The sequence below is a fragment of the Iodobacter sp. CM08 genome, from assembly GCF_033446605.1.
GTDB lineage: Bacteria > Pseudomonadota > Gammaproteobacteria > Burkholderiales > Chitinibacteraceae > Iodobacter.
This window is the reverse complement of record NZ_JAWQUO010000009.1, coordinates 16997-42245: the sequence shown is the minus strand read 5'-3', so window position 1 is coordinate 42245 and position 25249 is coordinate 16997. Positions and strand designations below refer to the sequence as shown.

General features: G+C 47.2%; 17 protein-coding genes. 3 read left to right on the top strand and 14 right to left on the bottom strand.

All coding sequences use genetic code 11. The annotated features are described in order from the left end of the window. Complete coding sequence (locus R6242_RS06495) at window positions 1–951, bottom strand: transporter (protein WP_318425262.1); 951 nt, start codon at window positions 949–951, stop codon at window positions 1–3. Window positions 952–1192: 241 nt separating this feature from the next. Here R6242_RS06495 and R6242_RS06490 point away from each other — a divergent pair, with 241 nt between their 5' ends. Next, window positions 1193–2395 carry a glycerophosphodiester phosphodiesterase gene (locus R6242_RS06490; protein ID WP_318425260.1) on the top strand — a complete coding sequence of 401 codons (1203 nt, stop codon included), beginning with the start codon at window positions 1193–1195 and terminating at the stop codon, window positions 2393–2395. A gap of 180 nt (window positions 2396–2575) precedes the next feature. Here R6242_RS06490 and R6242_RS06485 read toward each other — a convergent pair whose 3' ends face one another. The 12 genes from R6242_RS06485 to R6242_RS06430 all read right to left on the bottom strand — a co-directional run bounded on the left by R6242_RS06485 (window position 2576) and on the right by R6242_RS06430 (window position 20715). Beyond that, complete coding sequence (locus tag R6242_RS06485) at window positions 2576–3163, bottom strand: DUF6396 domain-containing protein (protein ID WP_318425257.1); 588 nt, start codon at window positions 3161–3163, stop codon at window positions 2576–2578. After that, window positions 3147–3890, bottom strand: coding sequence for a tetratricopeptide repeat protein (locus R6242_RS06480; protein WP_318425254.1), 744 nt, complete (start codon window positions 3888–3890; stop codon window positions 3147–3149). The genes R6242_RS06485 and R6242_RS06480 overlap by 17 nt, the downstream gene beginning before the upstream one ends. Window positions 3891–3918: 28 nt before the next feature. Continuing rightward, window positions 3919–5232 (bottom strand): sel1 repeat family protein, encoded by a 1314-nt coding sequence (locus R6242_RS06475; RefSeq protein ID WP_318425252.1) that lies wholly within the window; start codon window positions 5230–5232, stop codon window positions 3919–3921. Window positions 5233–5260: 28 nt separating this feature from the next. Next, window positions 5261–6574, bottom strand: a complete 1314-nt coding sequence (locus R6242_RS06470) for a sel1 repeat family protein (RefSeq protein WP_318425250.1) — start codon at window positions 6572–6574, stop codon at window positions 5261–5263. A gap of 28 nt (window positions 6575–6602) precedes the next feature. After that, window positions 6603–7916 (bottom strand): sel1 repeat family protein, encoded by a 1314-nt coding sequence (locus R6242_RS06465; protein WP_318425247.1) that lies wholly within the window; start codon window positions 7914–7916, stop codon window positions 6603–6605. A 28-nt stretch (window positions 7917–7944) separates the two neighbouring features. Beyond that, a complete protein-coding gene (locus R6242_RS06460; RefSeq protein ID WP_318425244.1) occupies window positions 7945–9177 on the bottom strand; it encodes a sel1 repeat family protein in 1233 nt (410 codons plus the stop codon). Window positions 9178–9264: 87 nt separating this feature from the next. After that, on the bottom strand, window positions 9265–11232 hold the full coding sequence (locus R6242_RS06455; protein WP_318425241.1) for a phospholipase D-like domain-containing protein: 1968 nt from the start codon (window positions 11230–11232) through the stop codon (window positions 9265–9267). Further along, window positions 11229–14207, bottom strand: coding sequence for a type VI secretion system Vgr family protein (locus tag R6242_RS06450; RefSeq protein ID WP_318425238.1), 2979 nt, complete (start codon window positions 14205–14207; stop codon window positions 11229–11231). Before R6242_RS06450 ends, R6242_RS06455 begins: the two co-directional genes overlap by 4 nt. A 332-nt stretch (window positions 14208–14539) precedes the next feature. Then, window positions 14540–15322: an enoyl-ACP reductase FabI gene (gene fabI, locus R6242_RS06445; RefSeq protein ID WP_318425235.1), complete on the bottom strand. Its 783-nt coding sequence runs from the start codon at window positions 15320–15322 to the stop codon at window positions 14540–14542. A 72-nt stretch (window positions 15323–15394) separates the two neighbouring features. Beyond that, window positions 15395–16579 carry an acetate/propionate family kinase gene (locus R6242_RS06440; protein ID WP_318425233.1) on the bottom strand — a complete coding sequence of 395 codons (1185 nt, stop codon included), beginning with the start codon at window positions 16577–16579 and terminating at the stop codon, window positions 15395–15397. A 588-nt stretch (window positions 16580–17167) separates the two neighbouring features. Then, complete coding sequence (locus R6242_RS06435; RefSeq protein WP_318425230.1) at window positions 17168–18547, bottom strand: bifunctional enoyl-CoA hydratase/phosphate acetyltransferase; 1380 nt, start codon at window positions 18545–18547, stop codon at window positions 17168–17170. Beyond that, on the bottom strand, window positions 18544–20715 hold the full coding sequence (locus R6242_RS06430; RefSeq protein WP_318425228.1) for a DUF3141 domain-containing protein: 2172 nt from the start codon (window positions 20713–20715) through the stop codon (window positions 18544–18546). Before R6242_RS06430 ends, R6242_RS06435 begins: the two co-directional genes overlap by 4 nt. A gap of 401 nt (window positions 20716–21116) precedes the next feature. Between R6242_RS06430 and pncB the strand changes: the two genes are divergently transcribed. Both pncB and pssA read left to right on the top strand, forming a co-directional pair. Further along, window positions 21117–22316 carry a nicotinate phosphoribosyltransferase gene (gene pncB / locus R6242_RS06425; RefSeq protein WP_318425225.1) on the top strand — a complete coding sequence of 400 codons (1200 nt, stop codon included), beginning with the start codon at window positions 21117–21119 and terminating at the stop codon, window positions 22314–22316. A gap of 127 nt (window positions 22317–22443) precedes the next feature. Continuing rightward, the gene (gene pssA, locus R6242_RS06420) at window positions 22444–23787 is read left to right on the top strand and encodes a CDP-diacylglycerol--serine O-phosphatidyltransferase (protein ID WP_318425222.1); all 1344 of its coding nucleotides are present in this window, start codon (window positions 22444–22446) and stop codon (window positions 23785–23787) included. 56 nt (window positions 23788–23843) lie between these two features. Here pssA and tyrS read toward each other — a convergent pair whose 3' ends face one another. Further along, window positions 23844–25109 (bottom strand): tyrosine--tRNA ligase, encoded by a 1266-nt coding sequence (tyrS, locus tag R6242_RS06415; protein ID WP_318425219.1) that lies wholly within the window; start codon window positions 25107–25109, stop codon window positions 23844–23846. Window positions 25110–25249 lie beyond the last annotated feature (140 nt).

Here is a 25249-nt window from a genome sequence, read left to right as displayed (position 1 = left end):
TTAATCTCTTTTTCGAAACGCCCAAGCCGCTGCGAGTGCTAGAAAAACAAAGGTAAACCCCAGAATAATCCAGAAGCCATGAGGGTGTTGCGCCAGTGGAATCCCCCCCACATTCATGCCCATAAAACCGGCAATGATATTCACGGGTAAGGCTAAAACCGTGACCACGGTAAGAATATAAATACTGCGATTAGTTTGCTCGTTTACTTTGGCGGCCACTTCTTCTTGTAATAGCTTGATGCGCTCTACTAGCGCTGAGATATCGCTTAAAACGGCGGAAAATTCTTCGGTAGATTGGCGTAAATCTTGAATATCGTGCGCGCTTATCCATTCTGGGGGCCGGTTTAATAGCCGGAATAAGGCGGCAGGCTCTGGGGCGAGTAGGCGGCAAAGCCTGACTAAAACGCGGCGTAATGCGCCTAAATCGGCCAGCTTAATATTGGGCCGATTGGTGAGTAGTTTATCTTCTTCCTTATCGACTTTAGTAATGGCTTCACGCACGATTTGGCTTAATACATCGGCCTGATCACGTAATAGATTTACCATTAAATCAATGGGTGATCGATACAACTCTCCAGCGCGAACCTGTGCCCGAAGCTTATCAATAGAGCGTAATGGCTTACTGCGGGCGCTAATTAATACATGCCGATCAGCACTCATCCACAGTGTGGCGGTATCGGATGGATTAAAGGCAAAATCAAATAGCACATCATTCACCACGCCAATTAAGGCATGTTCGGCGTATTCAATACGGGTAGATTGAGAGCCTTCGTGTAATGCCTCAAAAAACTGCTCTGGTAGCGTTAAATTGGCTTTTAGCCATTTCTCTGCGGCGGTATTAGATAGATTGAAATGCAACCATAAAAACTCCTCCGATGTGGGCTCAAAAGGTGTGGCCAGCCATTGTTTGATTTGAGCCGATTCAATTTGCTGGCCGGGCAAGCCTGGCAAAAATAGATAGCCACAAATTATTCCACTGTGATCGGACCCATAGCTTGCACCCAAATTTGTGACCATAGCCGCGATGTTGATTGAATAAGATAGGTAGCATGCCTTGTGCATGTGACGAATTGATTGCAGGTATTATGAAACGTAGGCTATGGAAATTCATCTAGATGTCATGTGAGTGACTTATTTGGGTAATGTAATTTTTCTAAAATAGGGGTTTTATCCTTTTATGCAGACCAATGCCATGTTTAAGCCTTCAATCCTAGTTTGTAGTATTGCATTGGCGCTGAGCGCTTGTAGTGGTGATGATGTCACCACGCCAGAGTCCACTAAGCCTGCGTTATTAACGCTGGATGGTCAGCAGCCTTTGGTTGTAGCGCATCGTGGTGCTTCAGGTTATTTGCCAGAAGAAACCTACGAGGCTTATGTTAAGGCAATTGAGCTGGGGGCTGATGCAATTGAGCCTGATTTAATTTCCACTAAGGATGGTGAATTGATTGCTCGCCATGATCCCAATCTTGGCACCAGCACCGATGTGGCTACACACCCTGAGTTTGCCGATCGCAAAAAAACCAGATTAGTGGATGGCGAAGAGCAAACAGGCTGGTTTGCAAGTGATTTCACCTTAAAAGAAATTAAAACTTTGGGGGGTATTTCCACTGACGCAGAGCGCCCGCAAGAATTTAACGGCAAATATAAGATCGTTACTTTCCAAGAAATTATTGATTTGGCCAAAGCAAAATCAAGCGCTACACGCACGGTTGCGGTTTATCCTGAAACCAAAAACCCAAGCTACCACCGAGCCTTGGGTTTGCCTCTTGAAGATAAGCTGATTGAAATCTTGAATAAGGCCGGCTGGAATAGCAAAACAGCACCGGTGTTTGTGCAAAGCTTTGAACCAAGCAGCCTTAAATACCTGAAGGCTAAAGGTTTGAATACCAAGCTGATTCAGCTAATTGATGCCGATGATGTGGATATGAAAACTGGTAAGCTGACTTACGCATTGCCGTCTGATCGCCCTTATGATTGGACTTTGGCAGGGCAGACTAGCCGTTTCTTTAGCGAAATGGTAACCCCAGCGGGCCTTGCAGAAATCAAAACCTACGCCGATGGCATCGGCCCATGGAAGCCTTATATTATCCCCGTCAAAGGTACGTTTGGCGCAGATGGCAAGCAGCTGGATTTAAATGGCGACGGTAAAGTTAATTACGCCGATGCCACCAGCATGGCTCCAACAAGCTTGATTAGCGATGCGCATAAGGCAGGCTTGTTTGTACACGCTTATACCTTCCGCAATGAAAAGCGCCGCATTCCGGCAGACTTTAAAAACGATCCAAAAGCTGAATACAAAGCCTTCTTCCGCTTGGGATTAGACGGCGTATTCAGTGATTTTGCTGACACCGCGATTGCTGCGCGTAGCGAGTATTTAAAAGAAATGGGCCGTTAATTCTTTGAGTTAAAAAATGGCCCGCTTATACTGGTGGGCTATTTTTATCTGACATAATCCAGACTATCCAATTTTCTATCCTTAAAATCATTGCCGCAGGCCGTGAGTGCAAGGGTAGAAAACAGGATTAAGCAATAAATACGCGCAGGTATTTTATTGACTCTCGCCTTCCATAATAAATCATGCATCGGTATATTTTTCCAATTGCCATTCCATAGCCAGTTCCATTTTTTCTGGGCCTTTTAGCCATTGGGCCAGTTTATTGCTGCGGGGAATTGATGCTGGAATGGTGGGCATAAGCTGGCCTTTGCTGAGCAGGTGGCTATATTTTTGCCCTTCAAAATAGCCAACCCACAGACCGGCCTCTGGGCAAGGTAAGCCGTTGTGGCAGAGGGTGCCAAGGGCAATGCGGCTTGGGGATGCAACGATGGCTGGGGCGGGAGGGGCAACTTCAGCCTTTTTAAGCAGGGCCAGTGGCATGCCCGATGCGGGGTCTAGGCCCTTGGCTTTAGCCAGTTTGGCGATCAGCTCATTACTCGGTTTTTCAGGGGCGACTTTAGCTTGGTATTCTTTAAGCCATTGGAATGTGCCATCCCATTTAGGCAGCTTAGCCGGTGGCAAGGGTACTATTTGGTCTAGTTCGGGGACTTTGGGCTTTGCAAAGTCATAAGCGGTCAACATATCGCCAATGGCTTTATAGCGCTTTGCGCGCTCATCGTCTTTTTCAAGGGCTAGATAATCCAATGGGTCATCAGGGGGGGGGGGCATTAAAGGCATTTTCTAATGTTGATGCAGATATGTCATTTCCTGCCAACACACCAAGCTGAAAAGCTTTAAGTGCCCCCGGAAATACCCCGTTACCTTTCAAGTTAATACCTAAATCTGTAGCAGCTTTCCCATGCCCCTGCTCCGCAGCACACTGTCGCATTTGACGGGCGACATCTGGTGCAATATCAATAGGGGCCAGTTTGTCCCCAACATAATATTGTGCATCTGGGTTGCCTAAATCAGCCGCCTTGCGGAAATAGCGCAAAGCCAGCTCAGGATCTTTTTTAATCCCCGCGCTGCCATTTTTGATATAGAGCCCCATTAGGAAGTAGCCAGCAGGGATATTAGCTTTAATTAGTTCTTCTGCCCAGTCGGCCATTTCGGTGGAGCTGCCGTGTAAATAGCGGCGCATCATACCGTTTTGTAAATTAATACTGGCTTTATAATGGCCATTGGCCGTAGCAATTCGGTAAAGGCGTTCAATTTCTGCAAACACACCTTCATCTTGTTTTTGGGTATTATATTTTTCTAAAAATCGGGCGTATTTAAATAAGATATCTGCCTCTGCAGGTAAGTCAGGTAAATGATCTTTTTCATAAGCGCAAGTAAATGCCAGCTTGGCTTTAATATTATCCAGACTATCCAATTTTCTATCCTTAAAATCATTGCCGCAGGCCGTGAGTGCAAGGGTAGCAAACAAGACGAAGCAATAAATACGCGCAGGCATTTTATTGACTCTCGCCTTCCATAAGAAATCATGCATCCGTATATTTTTCCAATTGCCATTCCATAGCCAGCTCCATTTTTTCTGGGCCTTTTAGCCATTGGGTCAGTTTATTGCTGCGGGGAATTGATGCTGGAATGGTGGGCATAAGCTGGCCTTTGCTGAGCAGGTGGCTATATTTTTGCCCTTCAAAATAGCCAACCCACAGACCGGCCTCTGGACAAGGTAAGCCGTTGTGGCAAAGAGTGCCAAGGGCGACGCGGCTTGGCGTAGTGATGGAGGCTGGAGCTAGAGGGGCAACTTCTGCTTTTTTAAGCTGGGCCAGCGGCATGCCCGATGCAGGGTCTAGCCCCTTGGCTTTAGCCAATTTAGCGATCAGTTCATCGCTTGGTTTTTCAGGAGCAACTTTAGCCTGGTATTCCTTCAGCCATTGGAATGTGCCATCCCACTTGGGCAGTTTGGCCGGTGGCAATGGCACGATTTGATCGAGTTCGGGGACTTTGGGCTTTGCAAAGTCATAAGCGGTCAACATATCGCCAATGGCTTTATAGCGTTTTGCCCGCTCATCGTCTTTTTCAAGAGCTAAATGATATAGTGGGTCATTAGGGGGGGGGGCTTTAAATGCATTTTCTAAATTTAATGCAGATATATCATTTCCTGCTAACACTCCGAGCTGAAACGCTTTAAGTGCCTCAGGAAAGAGCTTGTTGCCTTGCAGGTTAATACCTAAGTCTATAGCCGCTTCTCCATGCCCCTGTTCCGCAGCACACTGTCTCATTTGGCGAGCCACATCCGGCGCAATATCAATTGGGGCCAGCTTATCCCCAACATAATACTGAGCATCTGGGTTGCCTAAATCAGCGGCTTTGCGGAAGTAGCGCAAAGCTAGATCAGGATCTTTTTTAATCCCCGCGCTGCCATTTTTGATATAGAGCCCCATTAGGAAGTAGCCAGCAGGGATATTAGCTTTAATTAGTTCTTCTGCCCAGTCGGCCATTTCGGTGGAGCTGCCGTGTAAATAGCGGCGCATCATACCGTTTTGTAAATTAATACTGGCTTTATAATGGCCATTGGCCGTAGCAATTCGGTAAAGGCGTTCAATTTCTGCAAACACACCTTCATCTTGTTTTTGGGTATTGTATTTCTCTAAAAATCGGGCGTATTTAAATAAGATATCTGCCTCTGCAGGTAAGTCAGGTAAATGATCTTTTTCATAAGCGCAAGTAAATGCCAGCTTGGCTTTAATATTATCCAGACTATCCAATTTTCTATCCTTAAAATCATTGCCGCAGGCAGTGAGTGCAAGGGCAGCAAACAAGACGAAGCAATAAATACGCGCAGGCATTTTATTGACTCTCGCTCTCCATAATAAATCATGCATCCGTATATTTTTCCAATTGCCATTCCATCGCCAGCTCCATTTTTTCAGGGCCTTTTAGCCATTGGGCTAGTTTATTGCTGCGGGGAATTGATGCTGGAATGGTGGGCATAAGCTGGCCTTTGTTGAGCAGGTGGCTATATCTCTGCCCTTCAAAATAGCCACCCCACAGACCGGCCTCTGGGCAAGGTAAGCCATTGTGGCAGAGGGTGCCAAGGGCAACGCGGCTTGGGGATGCAACGACGGCTGGGGCTGGAGGGGCAACTTCAGCCTTTTTAAGCAGGGCCAGCGGCATACCCGATGCAGGGTCTAGCCCCTTGGCTTTAGCCAATTTGGCGATCAGCTCATCACTCGGTTTTTCAGGGGCGACTTTAGCTTGGTATTCTTTAAGCCATTGGAATGTGCCATCCCATTTAGGCAGCTTAGCCGGTGGCAAGGGTACGATTTGCTCTAGTTCGGGGACTTTAGGATTAGCAAAAGAATAAGCGCTCAACATCGCGCCGATAGTTTTGTAGCGTTTTGCACGTTCATCGTCTTTTTCAAGTCCTAAATAAGTGTGATCATCTGCTGCGGAAGGGCCTTTAAAAGCTTCTTCTAAAGCCAATGCTGAGATTTCATGTCCTGCAGTGACCCCTGTCTGAAAGGCTTTAACAGACTCAGGATAACTTTTCGAAAACTTCATATCTATACCTAAGTCTGTCGCCGCCTCCCCATGCCCCTGATCCGCAGCACATTGGTGCATTTGACGAGCTACATCTGGCGCGATATCAATCGGTGCTAACTTATCTCCGACATAATATTGTGCATCTGGATTACCCAAGTCAGCAGCCTTACGGAAATAGCGTAAAGCCAGCTCAGGGTCTTTTTTAATCCCTGCACTGCCATTTTTGATATAGAGGCCCATTAGGAAATAGCCCGCAGGGATATTGGCTTTGATCAGCTCTTCTGCCCAGTCGGCCATTTCGGTGGAGCTGCCGTGTAAATAACGGCGCATCATGCCGTTTTGTAAATTAATACTGGCTTTGTAATGGCCGTTGGCCGTGGCAATACGATAAAGCCGTTCAATTTCTGCAAATACGCCTGCATCTTGTTTCTGGGTATTATATTTTTCTAAAAATCGGGCGTATTTAAATAAGATATCTGCCTCGGCAGGCAAGGCGGGTAAATGGTCTTTTTCGTAAGCACACGTAAATGCCAGCTTGGCTTTAATATTATCCAGACTATCCAATTTTCTATCCTTAAAATCATTGCCGCAGGCCGTGAGTGCAAGGGTAGCAAACAAGACGAAGCAATAAATACGCGCAGGCATTTTATTGACTCTCGCTCTCCATAATAAATCATGCATCCGTATATTTTTCCAATTTCCATTCCATAGCCAGTTCCATTTTTTCTGGGCCTTTTAGCCATTGGGCTAGTTTATTGCTGCGGGGAATTGATGCTGGAATGGTGGGCATAAGCTGGCCTTTGCTGAGCAGGTGGCTATATTTTTGCCCTTCAAAATAGCCAACCCACAGACCGGCCTCTGGACAAGGTAAGCCGTTGTGGCAAAGAGTGCCAAGGGCGACGCGGCTTGGCGTAGTGATGGAGGCTGGAGCTAGAGGGGCAACTTCTGCTTTTTTAAGCTGGGCCAGCGGCATGCCCGATGCAGGGTCTAGCCCCTTGGCTTTAGCCAATTTAGCGATCAGTTCATCGCTTGGTTTTTCAGGGGCGACTTTAGCTTGGTATTCTTTAAGCCATTGGAATGTGCCATCCCATTTAGGCAGCTTAGCCGGTGGCAAGGGTACTATTTGGTCTAGTTCGGGGACTTTGGGATTAGCAAAGGAATAGTTTGCTAACATCCGCCATATTTTTTCATATCGTGATGATCGTTCATCATCTTTTTCAAGCGCTAAATAGTTTAATGGATCATCAGGGGACGGGGCTTTAAATGCATCTCTCAGAAAAGATGCTGTAGTGGAATTGCCGGCAATAATACCTAGTTGAAAAGCCTTGGCAGACGCAACAAAATTTCCCGTCAATTGGAAGTTGAAGCCTAAATCCATTGCCGCCTCCCCATGCCCCTGATCCGCAGCACATTGGTGCATTTGACGAGCTACATCTGGCGCGATATCAATCGGTGCTAACTTATCTCCGACATAATATTGTGCATCTGGATTACCCAAGTCAGCAGCCTTACGGAAATAGCGTAAAGCCAGCTCAGGGTCTTTTTTAATCCCTGCACTGCCATTTTTGATATAGAGGCCCATTAGGAAGTAGCCCGCAGGGATATTGGCCTTGATCAGCTCTTCTGCCCAGTCGGCCATTTCGGTGGAGCTGCCGTGTAAATAACGGCGCATCATGCCGTTTTGTAAATTAATACTGGCTTTGTAATGGCCGTTGGCGGTTGCAATGCGATAGAGGCGTTCTATTTCTGCAAACACACCTTCATCTTGCTTTTGGGTATTGTATTTCTCTAAAAATCGGGCGTATTTAAATAAGATATCTGCCTCTGCAGGTAAGTCAGGTAAATGATCTTTTTCATAAGCGCAAGTAAATGCCAGCTTGGCTTTAATATTATCCAGACTATCCAATTTTCTATCCTTAAAATCATTGCCGCAGGCCGTGAGTGCAAGGGCAGCAAACAAGACGAAGCAATAAATATGCGCAGACATTTTATTGACTCTCGCCTTCCAAACAAAATCATGCATCCGTATATTTTTCCAATTGCCATTCCATAGCCAGCTCCATTTTTTCAGGGCCTTTTAGCCATTGGGCCAGTTTATTGCTGCGGGGAATTGATGCTGGAATGGTGGGCATAAGCTGGCCTTTGCTGAGCAGGTGGCTATATTTTTGCCCTTCAAAATAGCCAACCCACAGACCGGCCTCTGGGCAAGGTAAGCCGTTGTGACAGAGGGTGCCAAGGGCGACGCGGCTTGGCGTAGTGATGGCGGCTGGAGCTGGAGGGACAACTTCCGTTTTTTTAAGCAGGGCCAGCGGCATGCCCGATGCAGGATCCAGCCCCTTGGCTTTAGCCAGTTTGGCGATCAGTTCATCACTGGGCTTAGCAGGTGCAATGTTCGCTTCATGCATTTTTAGCCATTTTAAAGAGCCGTCCCAAGGTGGCAATTTAGCTGGTGGCAAGGGCACAATATCGTCAATTTCTTCTACTGTCGGCTTGAGGTAAGAATAGCGGCCTAGTACAGCGCCAATTGCTTTATAGCGGCGTGAGCGTTCTTCGTCTTTTTCTAAGGCGAGGTAATCCAATTCATTACTGGGGGAGGGGGTGAGAAACGCACCTTCGAGAAATGAAGCTGCTGTCTCATGCCCTGCTTTCACTCCAAGTTGAAAAGAAACAAGAGCCTCTGGGTACTTCTTTTTTAATGTTTTATAGCCAATCGCAACTGAAATAGCCGCTTCACCATGCCCCTGCTCTGCAGCACACTGGAACATTTTTTCTGCAACCTCTGGTGCCATATCAGCAGGATCTAATTTTTCACCTACATAAAATTGACCTGCGGGGCTTCCCATATCGGCAGATTTTCGGAAGTATTTTAGTGCCAATTCAGGGTTTTCATCGTAGCCATAGCCATGCTCGATGTAATAGCCAATATTGTAAAAGCCAGTAGGGATATTTTCTTTTACTAATTGATCATTTAAATCTAGGACTTCAATAATTGATCCTTCCAGACTGCCATCGGTCATGCCATTTTGTAAATTTATATTGGCTTTGTAGTGTCCATTAGCAGCGGCAATACGGTATAGGCGGGCAATCTCAGGATAAACCTTGGTGTCTTGTTTTAATAGGTTATTCTTTTGTAGCCAGCGGGCATAAAGGAACAGCGTATCTGCTTCTTTGGGCAGTTCTGGTAAATGATCTTTTTCATAAACACAGCTAAAAGCAAGTTTTGCGTGTACATCGGGTAAATCAGGCATAGTCCTTTCCTTGGCATGGGGCGAGCTGGCTTTACAAGCAGTAAACATGAGGCAAATTAATAGCAGATAACTAAATCGTGGCATGGTTTAATCCGAGTCTGAGATTTTGGTACTACCGCGATAGAACTCGACCAGGGATGCATAGGGTTTTCCTAGGCTAGCTTTGCTTCTATCGGGGGATCGTTTCTTATTTTCCTTAATAATTTTATCCCACTTTTTAAATGCCTCTGCGGGTTCATCCTGTGCCCCCATCCCATTGGTATGCAGTCCCCATAAATGCTGACGCATTGGCTTGGTGATTCTGCTATCAGCAAAGGCGATATTCAATTCACTATCAACTTCCATACTGCGGGTATTGATATTTGTAGAGCCAAGCGTGGTGAAACTATCATTTACCATTAGTAATTTGGCGTGGATATACACATCCAGCCAAGGCTTCCCAGCGGGCGAATCAGGAGCGACCAAGGTACAAATTTGCATTTTTAGACCAGGTACTTCTTTGGGGGCAATGACTCGCTCTTTGCCATTGTTCTTGGCACGTTGCTGTGCATCCTCACTGGCTTTTACGGCATCTTCTGCTTTGCTCTGCCTTTGGTTTGCAACATTTAGCTCTTCCAAGTTTTGCAGGTGTGCTTCACTAATCCTACCAAATTGGATTCCGCCTTCAACCTGCGGGGCGGATCGGTTCACTTTACTTTGTGCTGCATCAGTTTGTGCTTTGGCTTGTTTTAATTCAGCTTGCCGAACATCCAGCTCTTTTGAGCGGGCCACATTGGGTATGGTGTCGGCTCGTCCTAGGCTATCGAGCATACGATAAGTGTTGACCGTTCCTGAGCCTACGCCATCATCCGTGGAATTTGTGGTCACAAATAAATACAGAGCATCATGCTTGCCGGGGTCACATCCCCACTGGGTTTGTTTTTGAGCAACTTCTTTAATTTTTTCAGCTAAAGGGGGCCAGCGAAAGTATTGATTCTCAGCATAAATCATTGTGCTGGCATTATTAATTGCCTGCATATATACATCTTTAATTTCTTTGATGCCATATTGCGGTTGAGTTCGTAAAATTTGCGCATATACAGGCAGATTTTCAGCATCTTTGCGTGTAGGGTAACGTGAGCAATCAAGTTTCCCCAGTGACTCGCCGGTTTCTTTTTCCCAAGCTTGGCTAAAGTTGGAAAATAGATTGCCTACAACAGGGCCAGTTACTCTGCTCGAAATATCTTGGCGTGGGCCAATAACACCATTACGGCCTGCCTTATAATGTTGGCGGTAATAGCTGTGGTTATCTTTATCCCAATATTCATCAAGCATATTGTGGCCCATGACGAATCCAGTTGCTTTATTGGGTGTTTCGTAATCAACTAACACCATTTTTTGGTGATGGCTGGGGGTCGCTGCTAGCACGGTTTTAGTGCCGCCACTCAATCCTTGATCTTCATAATTACGGCCAGCAATACGTGCGCGATCTGTTGAGCTAAAACCTCGGCTAAAGAAACGTAGATTATTTGCACGTTTATTACCCATTACTGCTTTTCCAAGCTTAACGGCAACATCCCACATCTCTTGATTTTCATCGTATTTATTGAACCAATCACAGTCATATTGATACTGAGCATCATCACTATAAGCTGGGCGATCTTGAATCCCAATTGAATGTCTGCCTGGTGTATTGGATTCACCTAAACCCTGCTTAACGCCTGTAACGTTGAGGTAAAAAGGTTTAAGGGTTAACTCAAAAGCAAAACAAAGAACCCTAACCTTAATGCCCGCTTCCGCTTTCTTCTCTAGTAGCTTGCCAATGCTCATTAAATCAGGATCGCTTTCACGAATAAAATACATAGAAGGTTGAAAGCCCCAGCAAATAATGCAAACCGATTTTTCTGCTGCGACAATCGCTTCATAAACAGCTCTAAATGCTCTTTCTCCATTGATTAATGGCTTAAAGCTCGCTCCAACGGGTGCATATTCAGCTTTTTGCACCACCCAAGGAGGTGTGATTGTGCATTCATTGGTCTGCCCCAGCGCAGCGGGAGTAACAATAGGTTTACTCATACTTCACCTTTGCCAGTAAATAGGTTGCGATAATCTTCACGGGCAGAGTCTTGGTGTTTTGTCGTATCAGTATCACTTGATTTTACTGGCTCATAGCGATGAAATCCTTTATTTGCCAGATCCCCTTGAGAAGCGTTTTTATACTCGCTAGCTACTGGAATCTGATAAACCAATCCATTTGCTAATTCTAATTTGTAATGCTGTGTTGGGACTTCGTGCGGAATATGCAGCTGCCCACTGGCGTCCAAAACATCTTGTTGTATCAATGCACCATCGGCATATAGTTTATAGGGCATTCGATTCCAGCTGCTTTGCTCACCCATTGGTGATTGATCAAGTTTAAAAATAAACGGTGATTTGGGTGTATTTTTGGGAAAGGCTGGATGCTGAGCTGTCATCTTATCTGGCCCGCTCATCGTGTGATTCGCCCCCTTTACCGTTACCTCCCCAGGGCAATGAATATCAATATTTCCCCCTTTTATGCGGATATAGCCACCCCCTGCCGTCATCAGAATTTCGTCTTTGGCAACAATATGGATGCTTTCTTTGCAGGCGGTAACTTTTAAATCTTTATCGCCGGTGATTTCAATATCGTCGCTCTGCGCTTGTAGCTGAATCTTACCTTTAGCGGCGATCAGTTTAAGTGCGACTTGGTCTTTTACGCCCGCCACAAATAGGCTGATGTGTGATCCCACATTATGAATCCAGCGGCGGCCAGAGGTTTGGTTGGTGTCTCTTTGGGCGACCAAATCTAGGTTGGTTCCGGCGCTGATCGTTTGGCTTTGCGGGCTGGTAATAGCTACGCCGTCTTCCCCATGTAGCAGGATAATTTTTTGCTGGCCAGCTTGATTTTGGGATTTATTCTTGCCGTCTTTATCGGTGTTGCTACCCGCTGCAAAGCTTTTGCTGGCATGCACGTGGTGGTGCAAATGGCCGGAGGTCTTTTTATCGCCTACGCTATTGTCTGGCTTAACGGTTTGATTGTCGTCCCCCGTTTCAATAGTGTCGGCGAGTTGATGGGTGGCGGCTTCACCTAGGCTTTGGGCTAAGGCGAGGGCGGCTTCCAGCTGGCTTTGCGCGGGGCTGTGGTCGAGCTGCTTGCCGCTTGCGCCGCTTTTTTCTTCAGTGCTAATCAGTAAACCATTGGCGCGGATTGCGCCTTGATTATCGCTGCGCAGCTCAAAGCCTTCGCCGCGCGACTCGGCCTTACCATCGGTGCGAGGGTGAGTCAGGTAGCCAAGGTTAAGCTGGGTTTTTCCGTGCTCGCTCGATAGCTTGGTGCCGACTTCACCCTTAGTATCATCAAACAGCAGCTCGCCGTATTGGCCGCCCTCAAACTCTTTGGTTTTGATACCTGATAGTGTTTTATTGGCGGGTAAGCTGCCTGCGCCGCTAAAAGTTGGGTTTTGATGACTACCGTTGTAAACCACACCCGTCACGATGGGGCGGTCGATATCGCTCTCGAGGAAGCTTATTGTTACTTCTTGCCCGATGCGCGGAATAAATTGATGGCCCCAGCCTGCACCGGCAGATGGCGCGGCGACACGAATCCAGCAAGATGATTTGTCATCCATGTTTGCGCCAAATTCTGGGTGCTCGGCAGCGCGTTGCCAGTGAAACTGCACCTTTATGCGGCCTTGCTCATCGGTATGCACTTCTGAGGCTTGATTGGAATCGGCAGCGCTGCCTTGCGGGCCGACCACGGTAGCGGTTTGTAAGCCACGGCTTTTAGGCTTGCTGAGTTCTTGGTGAGCAAAGGCAGGGGTGAGTGGTTGGCCGCGCCTTTGGGCGGTAAAGTCGGCATGATACGGGGCGGCACTCTCGCCAGAGCTGGCAAGTAAACTGGGGGCAATCATGAGTAAGTGCTGGCTAAGATCAGCGGGCAAATTATTATTTGCAGTAAATTTCAGCTCGGTTACGGCGAATTCCCGCTGCTCGGCGCTGTCCCACTCATGGGCGGGGTGATTTTCTAGGCGGAACCACTCCCCTGCTTGCAGGCCGCGCAATGTGCCAGAGCCAGAAAAAGACTTCTTTTGTGAGTCTAAGGCTTGCTGGCGCAGGTGAGCGTAATGGCTGAGCTGCTCAGTATCTGCCGCGTAATAAAGCGTTTGTGACTCATAATTTTCTAAGCTGGCTTGAATTTGCTGGCCGCCATCCCCTTGATCGATACTGCTTTCATTAAAACTGTGCTGTGTGCTGGTGGCTTTGTAATCAAAGCTCGCTAAGGACACGCTGCTACTGCCTATTTTGCGTTGGGTATGCCAGCGGGTCAGTGTATCACTCTCTTCCGTTGCGTCAGATCGATGAAAGCGCACGGCAGAATCTGCCGTTTCCGGCAAGGCGTAAACGTCATCAAACAAAATGAGCTGAACTTGCGGGCTATCTCCGGCTAAGTGCTTAAAGCGCCATGAAATGCCTTCCTCATGAATGAGGCGCAGCAAAAAATCAAAATCAGATTCTCGGTATTGCAGGCAGTAGGAGCGTGGGGGATGTGTGCCTGATAACTGAAGCTCCAGCGTTTGCACGCTGGCAAACACGGGATTAAGTGCCTGATGCTCCGCTAAAACTTGCTTAATAATCTCGGCTACGCTTAAGTCCTGAAACACGCGGGAGGTGCGGCGGTAACGTAATAAAGAAAAAGGCGGCTCAATGGTCAATGCATATTTAGCAAAACCGCCATCAGAGCCTAATAATTCTGCCTTAGAAACAATACCACAGCGCTCTATTGCTGCACCGTTTGCATCGATAACGCCCAGAGCTACGGGCAAACCAAGTAAAGATTTAAGCTCTAAGTGGCTATCGGGAGACAGGCATTCAAGCCGATAGCAATAAGCTTGGTTGATGCCTTCGCTACCTGATACGCGTTGGGGGAGTAATTGTTCACCCCACGCTGCACCATCGCTAAGCTGAAGGGTAATTAGGCGATTTTCCTGATTAAAAGCAGCGGCAAACGAAGCGAGTAGATCGAAGGGCATGTTAAACCAAGGGCTTACAAGAAGGCTTGTATATTACACGAAGCTTTTGTCATGCTGTTTAATGTGTTTTGTAATTACTACACAACTACCCGTAAATCTCTATTTGGTCTGTAAGTAATCTGCCTTATTGGCATGCGAATCAATTCAGTGCTGGTGGCTAAAAATATTCTAATTACTATTTCTTATGGCAATAAGAATGCGGCCTCGCGGGCCGCATTCTTCCTAGATAATGTTTGACTCATTCCATTACTCTAATAAAATTATGGGCTTAAAAAGCATGCTTTCCCCGATGCGATAGCAAAGCCGTTTCACGTGGAACAGGCCAAATTTAATCAACCCATAATATGAAAGCCGCCATCAATATAAATTGTGCCGCCGGTAATCAACTTGGCGCTGTCGGATGCGAGGCCTGCGCAGGCCGCACCCACGTCTTCGATACTCACTAATGAGCGGCTAGGGGCTTCGGCGGCGGCTTTATCCAGTAGCTCGTCGAACTCTGCAATGCCAGAGGCGGCGCGAGTTTTGAGTGGGCCGGGGGAGATAGCGTGCACACGAATGCCCTTAGGCCCAAGCTCCGCCGCGGTGTAGCGGCAGACTGATTCTAGTGCGGCCTTAACTGGCCCCATGATATTGTAATTTTTGATGACTTTTTCTGCGCCGTAATAGCTCATGGCAAACAGCGTGCCGCCCTTATCCATCAGCGGCTCGGCAAGGCGGGCCATTTCGATAAAGGAGTAGCAGGAGACGCTCATCGCGGTATGAAAGTCTTCTTCGGTGACATCCACTACGCGGCCATGCAGGGCATCTTTAGGGGCAAAGGCAATGGAGTGGATGGCAAAGTCTAAGCGCCCCCATTTTTGGCGGACTTCATCAAATACGGCTTGCATCTGCCCTGGCTGTAACACGTCGAGTGGCATAAATAACGAGGCTTCTAGCTCATTGGCTAAAGGCTCGACAAAGGGGCGGCCTTTTTCGTTGATATAGGTAATTGCCAGCTCGGCGCCACGCTGCTTAAATGCTTTTGCGCAGCCGTAGGCGATGGAGTGCTGATTGGCAATGCCAATAATAATGCCTTTTTTACCGGCTAAGGATTCGTATGCGGCAGGCTGGGTCATGGGACTTCCTTTCAATTTTAGGGTAGGCAAAGTGTTTTATCTTACCCACGCGGCTATCGTGCGATAGGGACATTACAGCCCGAGCTGCTTGCGAGTATGCCTTGCGATCATCAGCTCTTCATTGCTTGGGATCATCCATACCGAAGTTGAGCTATTGATGCTACTAATGCATTGCTCGCCTGCTTCATTGGCTTGCGGGTCTAGTTCAACGCCCAGCCATTGGGCTTGCTCGCATACTTTTTGACGAATAATGGCGCTGTTTTCGCCGATGCCTGCAGTGAATACCAAGGCATCTAAACCGCCCATGCTGGCGGCTAGCGAGCCTAGCTCGCTGCTGATGCGGTGGACAAAATAATCAATGGCAAGCTGGGCGTGTGGCTCTTGGCTAGCGAGCAAAACGCGCATATCGCTGCTGACACCGGATAGCCCCAATAGGCCGGAGCGTTTATAGAGCAGCTCTTCCACTTGATGCACATCAAGTTGCTCTTGCTGCTGCAGATAGAGCACCACGCCCGCATCAAGGCGGCCTGCTCGAGTTCCCATCATCAGGCCATCGAGTGCGGTAAAGCCCATGCTGCTGGCTATGCTTTGGCCATTGTGGATGGCGCACATGCTGGCCCCATTGCCTAAATGGGCGATCACTACTTTGCCAGCGGCAACCTCTGGCTCTTGTTGCTGTAGCACCGATGAAACGTATTCGTAAGATAGGCCATGAAAACCATAGCGGCGGATACCGCGTTCAAAGCAGCTATAAGGCAGGCCAAATAGCTGATTTAGCTCGCTTTGGCTGCGATGAAATGCCGTATCAAAACAGGCAATTTGCGGCATTTCTGGCATGGCTTTAGCCACGGCCCGAATGGCGGCCAAATTATGCGGCTGGTGCAGCGGAGCAAGTGGGCTCAGGGCATCCAGCGCATTGATAATGCCAGGGGTAAGCAAAATGGGGGCGGCGTAGTGTACGCCGCCATGCACAACTCTATGCCCAACGCCAAGCAGCTTAATCCCTTGGTAGTGGGTGCGCAGCAGGGTGGCAATGGCGAGTAGGCAATGCGCATGATCGATACTTTCACCATCTTGCCAGTGCTCGTCTACTAGTACTTCGCCGTGATGGTCTTTTGCAAAAAAGTGTGGCGCACTGCCAATCCCTTCTACTTGGCCTTTGGCCATCAGGTGCAGATCGCTCGCGGCATCGTATTCAAACACAGAGAATTTCAGGCTGGATGAGCCAGCATTTAAAACCAAAATTGCTTTCGTCATTGTTTAATCCCTGTGTTGGGGCGATCTCTATTTTGTAAAGGATGGCTTATGGCGGGTGAAACCGCATGCGCGCTAACTCAAGCTGCGTAGCGCTGTGCGTGAAATACTGTAAGTTTTGAGTACACAGGCTCAAAACAGTGCTTTCTCTGTGAAACTCTGTGGTCTCTGTGGTTTAAGATTTAACTCACTGTCCCATCGCATCATTTTTGTCTTAGCACATGGGGCTTTCTGATTATGCCTCTTGCTCAATCTCATTATAAATATCGCAGGGTGGGTGAAACCCGTGTATTTATTCAACATTGTTCGCGGGTTTTACCCGTCCTACATATTCCAAAACCAAGCCCAGCACTCAAGAAATCCATCTACACAGAGTTCATTGAGCAAGAGACATAATCAGAGGTAGGGCTTTAGCTGCCATGAAGCGGCAAGCGCCGTTGACCTAACTAAAGGGAGCCTCGAAAAACCCATCTGATCTCACAATACTGCGTTGCATATTAAAAAAATCTTCTGACATATCAAACATATGCAGCGTCTATTTTTTAATACGCGGCTTGTCTTATTTAGCAATATAGGTTTTTTCGAGGCCCCCTAAAGCTTAGCTTGCGCGATTAAGCAGGCAATGGCGCAGGAAGCTAATTTGGTCCTGTCGTTATCGGCACGGCTAGTGAGTACAATCGGCACGCGTGCACCAAGCACGATTCCTGCAGCATCAGCATTGCTCATAAAGGTGAGCTGCTTGGCAAGAATATTGCCCGCTTCTAAATCAGGCACTAACAAGATATCGGCGTCGCCCGCCACGGGCGAGTTAATCTGCTTGATGCGTGCTGATTCATAGCTAATGGCATTATCCAGTGCTAATGGGCCATCCAGAATGCCGCCGGTGATTTGGCCTCGGTCAGCCATTTTGCATAGGCTGGCGGCTTCTAGGGTGGATAGAATTTTGGGATTGATGGTTTCAACCGCCGATAAAATCGCCACTTTGGGTTGAGCAATGCCAAGAATATGCGCCAAGTCGATGGCGTTTTGGCAGATATCGGCTTTATCTAGCAGCTCGGGATAGATGTTAATGGCCGCATCGGTGACCAGTAGCGGCTTGTGGTAGGTGGGCACATCCATAATAAATACATGGCTGATACGCCGCTCGGTGCGCAGGCTGCTTTTAACCACGGCGCTCATCAGCTCGTCGGTATGTAAACTGCCCTTCATTAAAATGGCGGCTTCACCGCTGGTAACTAGTTCTACGGCACGGCTGGCTGCGGCGTGGCTGTGTGGTGTGTCTTCTAGCCTAAATGCACTGATATCTAACTGATATTGTGCGGCCACGGCCTTAATTTTAGCGGCTGGGCCAACTAAAATTGGCTGCATTAAATGATGTGAGGCCACGGCAATGGCGGCTTTAAGCGACGATTCATCGCATGGATGTGCAATGGCTACGCTAAAGCAGGGCAGATCATTGCAGCGCTCAAGCAGCGCTTCAAAAGCATGATGAGTTTGCACGCTGACGAGGCCTGCATCGGGGCGGGTTAAGGTGATTTTTTCGCTAGGGGCAATCACCTTGGCAATGCCGGTCATAATGGTTTGGCCGTGCTGGTTACGGCATAGGCAATCAAAACTAATCAGATGGCTTTCTGGGTATTTTTCGCGCACGGTGACGCTGATTTCTAGCGTATCCCCCAAAATAGCTGCCGCATGAAATTGCAGATTTTGCCCAGAGTAAACCGTGCCAGGGCCAGGGAGTTGGCTGCCTAAAATGCCGGAAATCTGCGCACCCAACCACATTCCTGGCGCGGTAGCTCCACTAAACCCTGCATGATTGGCAAAGGCGGCTTCTAAATGGGTGGGGTTAAAATCGCCAGCAACGGTGGCAAAAAGCTGGATATCACGCATGGATAGGGTGTGCTGAACCCCAGCGTAATCACCGATATCTATTTCATCAAAACAGCGATTTTGTAAGGTGATTGCGCTCATGCATCCCCCGTTTTAGACGCTTTAGCGGCAGGCTTAGCACGGCTGGTTTTAATTCCTAATAGCTCTTTGGCTTTAATGGCCAGTGGCGAGCTAGGGTCTTCTAGCTCAGGCGTGAGCATGGTAACTTTAGTAACGATCTCCACCGCACGTTTACGCTCCGCCAGATTTTTTAATAGCTTAGGCAAACTTGCCATCGCCCGCTCAGCATCTAGGCTAATCAGTAGCGTTTGCGCATCAACGGCTTTGCGCCACTCAATAGGGTCTATTTCTGGCAGTTGGATTTGATCGGCGATTAAGAATGAGCGGCGCTCTATGCCGCCGCTGTGATGCATCGCCAAGATAAACAGCCGTGCTAGGCCCTCAGTAAAACCACCTGCTTCAAACTCTGGCTCGGCCTCTGTTTTTAGAGTATCTAAGCGCTGTTCGGCTTGTTTGCGTACGGCTTCTTCAAGCGGCGCTGCAGGAGGGAAAATCGCACCCAAACCCCAAGCGCCATAAAGTGTTTTTACGTAGCTACTGCTGGCAGCATTGCGTAAATCACGGTAGCTATTGAGTGAGGCCATGATCATTTCGGAGGCTTGCTGCTCTAAGCCACGGAAAAAATTATCTTCACTGGCCACTTGCCGTGCTTGGCGAACTTGCTCGGCTTGATTGGCAATCCCCGCCATTAAAGGGTTAAAGTCCGAATAGGCGTAGTTTTTTACGGCGCTTGGGCTGAGTTTGCGTGACCATGCGCCCATTTCAGGCGTAATCACCGCCTGTAAAACTGGGCGTAGGGTATTTTTATAAATCGTTTCGTTAATTTCAGAAACCTGCGCAACGGTGCTAAAAACCGCCTCATCGCTACGTGTGTCTGGGTCAACTAAACGAAGCTGCTCAATGGTGCGTGTCTCAAAGCTTACGGTGTAATCGCCTTGCTCTAGCTCGGCGTAGGCTAAATCTGCGGTCTTGGTATCGATCACCATTTCATACAGGCCGGGCGGCAGCGATTCCACCATTTCCATCACATTAACCAGTTCGGCATGCTGCTTGCGCGCGACCTTGCCCCCTACAAAAATCCCTAAGTGGCCAACGTCTTTATGCAGCAAATACACAATGATTTGGCCTTCTTCCACGATGGCGCTTTCATGGCCATAGAGGTCGATAATCCAATTTAATGCTTGCGCAGGCGGGGTGATATCGTCGCCCCAAGAGGCAAAGACAATAATCGGGGAGGTGATTTTATGTAAATCAATCTTGTCGCCATTGGCGGTCTGGATCTGCCCGCTAGCAAGCTTATTGCCAATAAATAATTGATTAACGATGGCTTCAATTTCGTCGCCCGTCATGCGGAAATGCCCACCCCACCAGCGCTCAAATTCTAAGTAGCGTGGCGCTTCGGTATCGATATTGGCATAAAGATGGTATGGCTTGCTCCAGAGCGTATTGGCGGGGTTGAGGTTTTCAAAGTTTTTAACTAAGTGAGCGCCATCAAACACACCACCGCCTAAATCGGCGCTGAGCGCTGCCATCCATGAGCCGCCATTTACACCACCGGCGTAGCGCATTGGATTTTGTTCATCTGAGCCTGCCCAGTAAGAAAGCGGCGCGCCATTAAGCACAATCGGCCCCATGATTTCTGGCCTTAAGGCGGCTAAACCCGCCACAGCCCAGCCCGCTTGGCAATTACCAATCACGCAAGGCTTGCTGGCTTGAGGGTGGCGTTTGGCTACTTCTTCAATAAACAGCGCTTCGGCTTGCATTACGTCTTGCAGGCGTTGGCCAGGAACGGGGTCTGGGTAAAAGCCCACAAAATAAACTGGATGCCCAGCACGTAAAGCCACGCCAACTTGCGAATCAGCTTTAAATCCACCAATGCCCGCGCCGTGCCCTGCGCGGGGGTCGATAATTACATAAGGGCGTTTGTTACTGTCGGTGTTGATCCCCGCAGAAGGCAATACGCGCAGTAGCATATAGTTGCAAGGCACGCTTAGGCTGCGAGCATCAATTAAGAGCTCGTAATCAAAGGCCAGTAGCGGTGGTTTGCCGTGCTGGGCATGCTCGATTGCAATATTGCTGCGCTCACGCATCACATCAAGAAATAGCGTTGAGCGCTGAGTGGTGTCTATCCAGTATTCCCAAGCGTGGTCTAAAAGGGCTAGGGGAGAGATTAAGCTGGTTTGAGTCATTGCACCACTCGTTGTGTTTGGGTTTATAAGCTGGTAATAAAGTAAGCAGAAAAAGTTTTCTAACATTGTGCTGGGGACAGCTTAGAAAATTTTTTCGTTGCTACTTATAATTTTATGTAAGTTTATAGCTAGATAAAATGCATATCTTTGCAAAGATATAGTAATTAAGTATAAATGTGCTGACAAGCTAAACGGTTAATATGACACGGATATGTATGCAATTGATTAAACCATCCGCCCGCTTAGATAGCGTTATGCCAATGGTCTATTTGAGCCAGGTGTAAGAATGCCCGTGCAGAGGGTGAGTCATCAATGATATAAAGCGTTAATTGGCATTAAATATAATAATGTATTGGTTAATAGCTAAATTAAAAACGTTTTGCGGCTGAGTGGAGTAGTTTATGTCAGGTTTTGTGCCCGTCATTGAATCATTATTAGATACTGACCTGTATAAATTCACCATGATGCAGGAAATACTGCACCATCAGCCTGAAACGCAGGCGGCTTATGCATTTAAGTGCCGTAATACCCCTGAGCGGCCTTTGGCGGCATTGCAAGCCGAGTTAGAAACCCAGCTCGATCATCTCTGCTCTTTACGCTTTAGCGAAGCAGAGTTGGCCTATTTAGCTAAATTACGTTTTATTAAATCTGATTTCGTTGATTTCTTGCGTTTATTTCAATTACAGCGGCGTTTTATTACCATTACAGCACAGGGTGAGGATTTAGATATCCGTGTTGTAGGGCCAATGTTGCATTGCATGTTGTTTGAAATTTATGTCTTATCGATTGTGAATGAAATATATTTTAGGCAAGTGCCTCAAGCTTCAGCTCTTGCAATTGGCCGCGAGCGTTTAAAGGCCAAATTAAATGAATTAAATGCTTTATCGCAGCAAGCTATGCCCACTAATCCCTTTGTTTTTTTTGACTTTGGCACTAGGCGACGTTTTTCTAAAGTGTGGCATGCAGAAATGGTCGGTATCTTAGTAAAGCAGGCCGCTCCTTATTTTCGCGGTACCAGTAATGTATTGCTGGCCATGCAATATGGCGTGACGCCCATTGGCACGATGGCCCATGAATATATGCAAGCATTTCAGTGCTTTGGATCGCGGCTGCGTGATTTTCAAACTAATGCACTAGAACACTGGGTGCGTGAATATCGTGGTGATTTAGGGATTGCTCTGACTGATGTGGTGGGCACCGATGCATTCTTACGTGATTTTGATTTGTATTTTTGCAAACTCTTTGATGGATTGCGCCATGATTCCGGTGATCCTTATGAATGGGGCGAGAAAGTAATCGCTCATTACATTAAAATGAATATTGATTATGGCACCAAGCAATTGGTGTTTAGCGATGGCTTAACGCTAGCAAAATCGATTGCACTTTATCGCCATTTTGCACCTAGAACCCGTACCGGCTTTGGTATTGGCACCCATTTATCTAATGATTGCGGCCAAGTGCCACTGCAAATTGTAATGAAGTTAGTGTCTTGCAATGGTCAGCCCGTGGCAAAAGTGAGTGATACCGAGGGTAAAGGGATGTGTGAGGATGAAAATTTTTTAAATTATCTTTGTGATGTTTTTAAAATTACCCATCGCTAACCGTGGCTTTCACCCTATTCAAAAGATCACTTAGGCAATTAATACATCTCCTTTCTTATAAAACATAGTGCTAAGATAGTAGGCTTCAATATGCTAGACAGGTTACTCTGCAGTTTGCAGATCATTTATGCTTTTTGAAACTAATCGCTCATATTTGGCGTCTTTGCCGCGTTTTGCACAAGACCCAGCTCATTTCCAAACCTTACTAAGCACCGAGGGCTTTCGTGAAAAGTTACTCGATCTAATTAGTAAGGCACAAACGCGGATTTATATTACTGCGCTGTATTTGCAAGAGGATGAGGCAGGGGCGCAAATTTTAGCGGCGCTGTACGCTGCCCGTGCTAGCAAGCCCGATTTGGATATTCGCATCTTTGTAGATTGGCATCGGGCCCAGCGTGGCTTGATTGGTGCGGGAGCGCAGGCGGGTAATGCGGCTTGGTATCAAAAAGAGCGCTTGAATAACGCGCTAAATATCCCTATTTATGGCGTGCCTGCACAAACGCGTGAGCTATTTGGCGTGCTGCACTTAAAAGGCTTTATTTTTGACGATACCGTGGTTTATAGCGGTGCCAGTTTAAATAATGTGTATTTGCATCTTGGTGATCGCTATCGCTACGATCGTTACCATATTATGCAGAATACTGATTTAGCCAATAGCATGGTGCATTTTTTACAGAATGAATTTTTAAATAGTAGCGCAGTTTATCGCCTAGATTTAGATACTGTTCCTAGCACAAAACAAATTAGCCCAGAGATTCGCCAATTTCGCCAGCGGCTTAAATCTGCACAATATTCAACCCAGCATGCATCCAATGAAGTATTTGGTTTGGCGATTACTCCTATAGTTGGGGTGGGAAAGCGAAATCCATTAAATCGTTTAATTATTAAATTATTAGGCTCGGCCCAAGAGCACGTACAAATTTGCACGCCTTACTTTAACTTGCCAAGAATGGTGATTAAAGAAATAAACCGCCTGCTGCAAAGAGGCGTAAAGGTGGATATTATTGTTGGTGAGAAAAAAGCCAATGATTTTTATATTCCTGAAGACGAGCCATTTAAAACCATTGGTGCCTTGCCTTATTTATACGAAACACATTTACGCCGCTTTGCTAAGCTGCATCAATTAGATATTTATCGTGGCCAGCTTAATTTAATGCTCTGGAATGATCCTGGCCATAGTTATCATCTAAAAGGTATTTGGATTGATGATGATTATGTTTTGCTAACGGGCAATAATCTAAATCCACGCGCGTTTAGCTTAGATTTAGAAAATGGATTATTAATTCATGATCCAAAGCACGAGCTAAAAGCGCAGTTGCAAACAGAAAAAGACATGATTGCTAAAAATACCACGCGCATTAATTATTACCGCGAGCTAGAAACTTTATTGGATTACCCACCACCGGTTAAAAAATTATTAACTAGATTGTCGCGCTTTAGAGCAGATCGATTAGTCTCTAGATTGCTTTAAGTAGGCAATAAAAAACCACGGCGTATAACCGTGGTTTTTTATTGCCTAGAAAATCTTTATTTCCAAATCACCAAGCAATGATTTTTCTTACCACGGCGCAGCAGGGTGTAGCTACCGTAGCGGCGGTCTGCATCGCTGATGTTGTAAGCCACGTCGCTGGCTTTTGCGCCATTGATAATCACCGCGCCACTTTCAATAAAGCCACGCGCTTGGCTTTTAGAGGTGGCGAGCTCACCTGCCACCATTGCATCTAGTAAGCCTGCTTGCTCTTTGCTGATTTCAATATGCGGTAGGCCATCGAGCGCCAGTTGTTCAAAATCGTCTTCTGTAAGCGAATCTTGATCTTCAGAGAATAAACTTTGGCTGATGCGCTGTGCCGCAACCACGGCATCCGCACCGTGTACCAGCGCGGTGACTTGCTCGGCTAAGATGCGCTGGCCTTCTGGCTTGCCCGCAGCGGCAATATCCGCCGCTTCAATGGCATCGATTTCGCTATTCTTTAGGAAGGTAAAGTAGCGTAAGAATTTATACACATCCGCATCGGCAGTGGTCAGCCAGAATTGGTAAAACTTATAAGGCGAGGTTTTTTTTGCATCTAGCCAGATGGTGCCAGATTCAGTTTTACCAAATTTAGTGCCGTCAGATTTGGTTACCAGTGGCATGGTCAGGCCAAAAACTTGCTGCTGATTCATGCGGCGGGTGAGGTCGGTACCGGCGGTGATATTGCCCCACTGATCAGAGCCGCCAATTTGCAGCTCGCAACCGTATTGCTTATTTAGCTCTACAAAGTCGTAACCTTGCAGCAGGCTGTAGGTGAATTCGGTAAACGAGATACCAGAGTCGTCGCGGTTAATTCGTTGTTGCACCGCTTCTTTTTTGATCATGGCATTCACTGAGAAATGCTTGCCAATATCGCGCAGAAAAGTCAGCACATCCATCTTGCCGAACCAATCGTGGTTATTGGCCATAATGGCGGCATTGCTGCCTTCAAAGCTTAAGAAAGGCTCAACTTGCTTGCGAATTTTGCCTACCCAGCTATCGATAATATCGAGGGTATTGAGTTTGCGCTCGGTGGCTTTAAAGCTTGGATCACCAATCATGCCGGTGGCACCACCTACCAAGGCAATCGGCTTGTGGCCCGCTGCTTGAAAGCGTTTGAGTACCAGAATCGGTACTAAGCTGCCGATATGTAAGCTATCTGCCGTCGGATCAAAGCCGCAATAGAGCGTAATGGATTTCTCAGCCAGCCGTTTTTCTAGCGCATCGCCATCGGTAAGCTGGGCAATCAGGCCACGCGCTTGTAAATCACTGATTAAATTCATTTCACCCTTGCTCCGGTTTTAAACCCAAATCTTGAACCACGGAGTGAAGGAGAACACGGAGGATCACGGAGGAAACCTTAAAAACAGGCAATAACCATATAACGGCTCATGCAAAACCTGATGCACCGTTCTATTGCTTA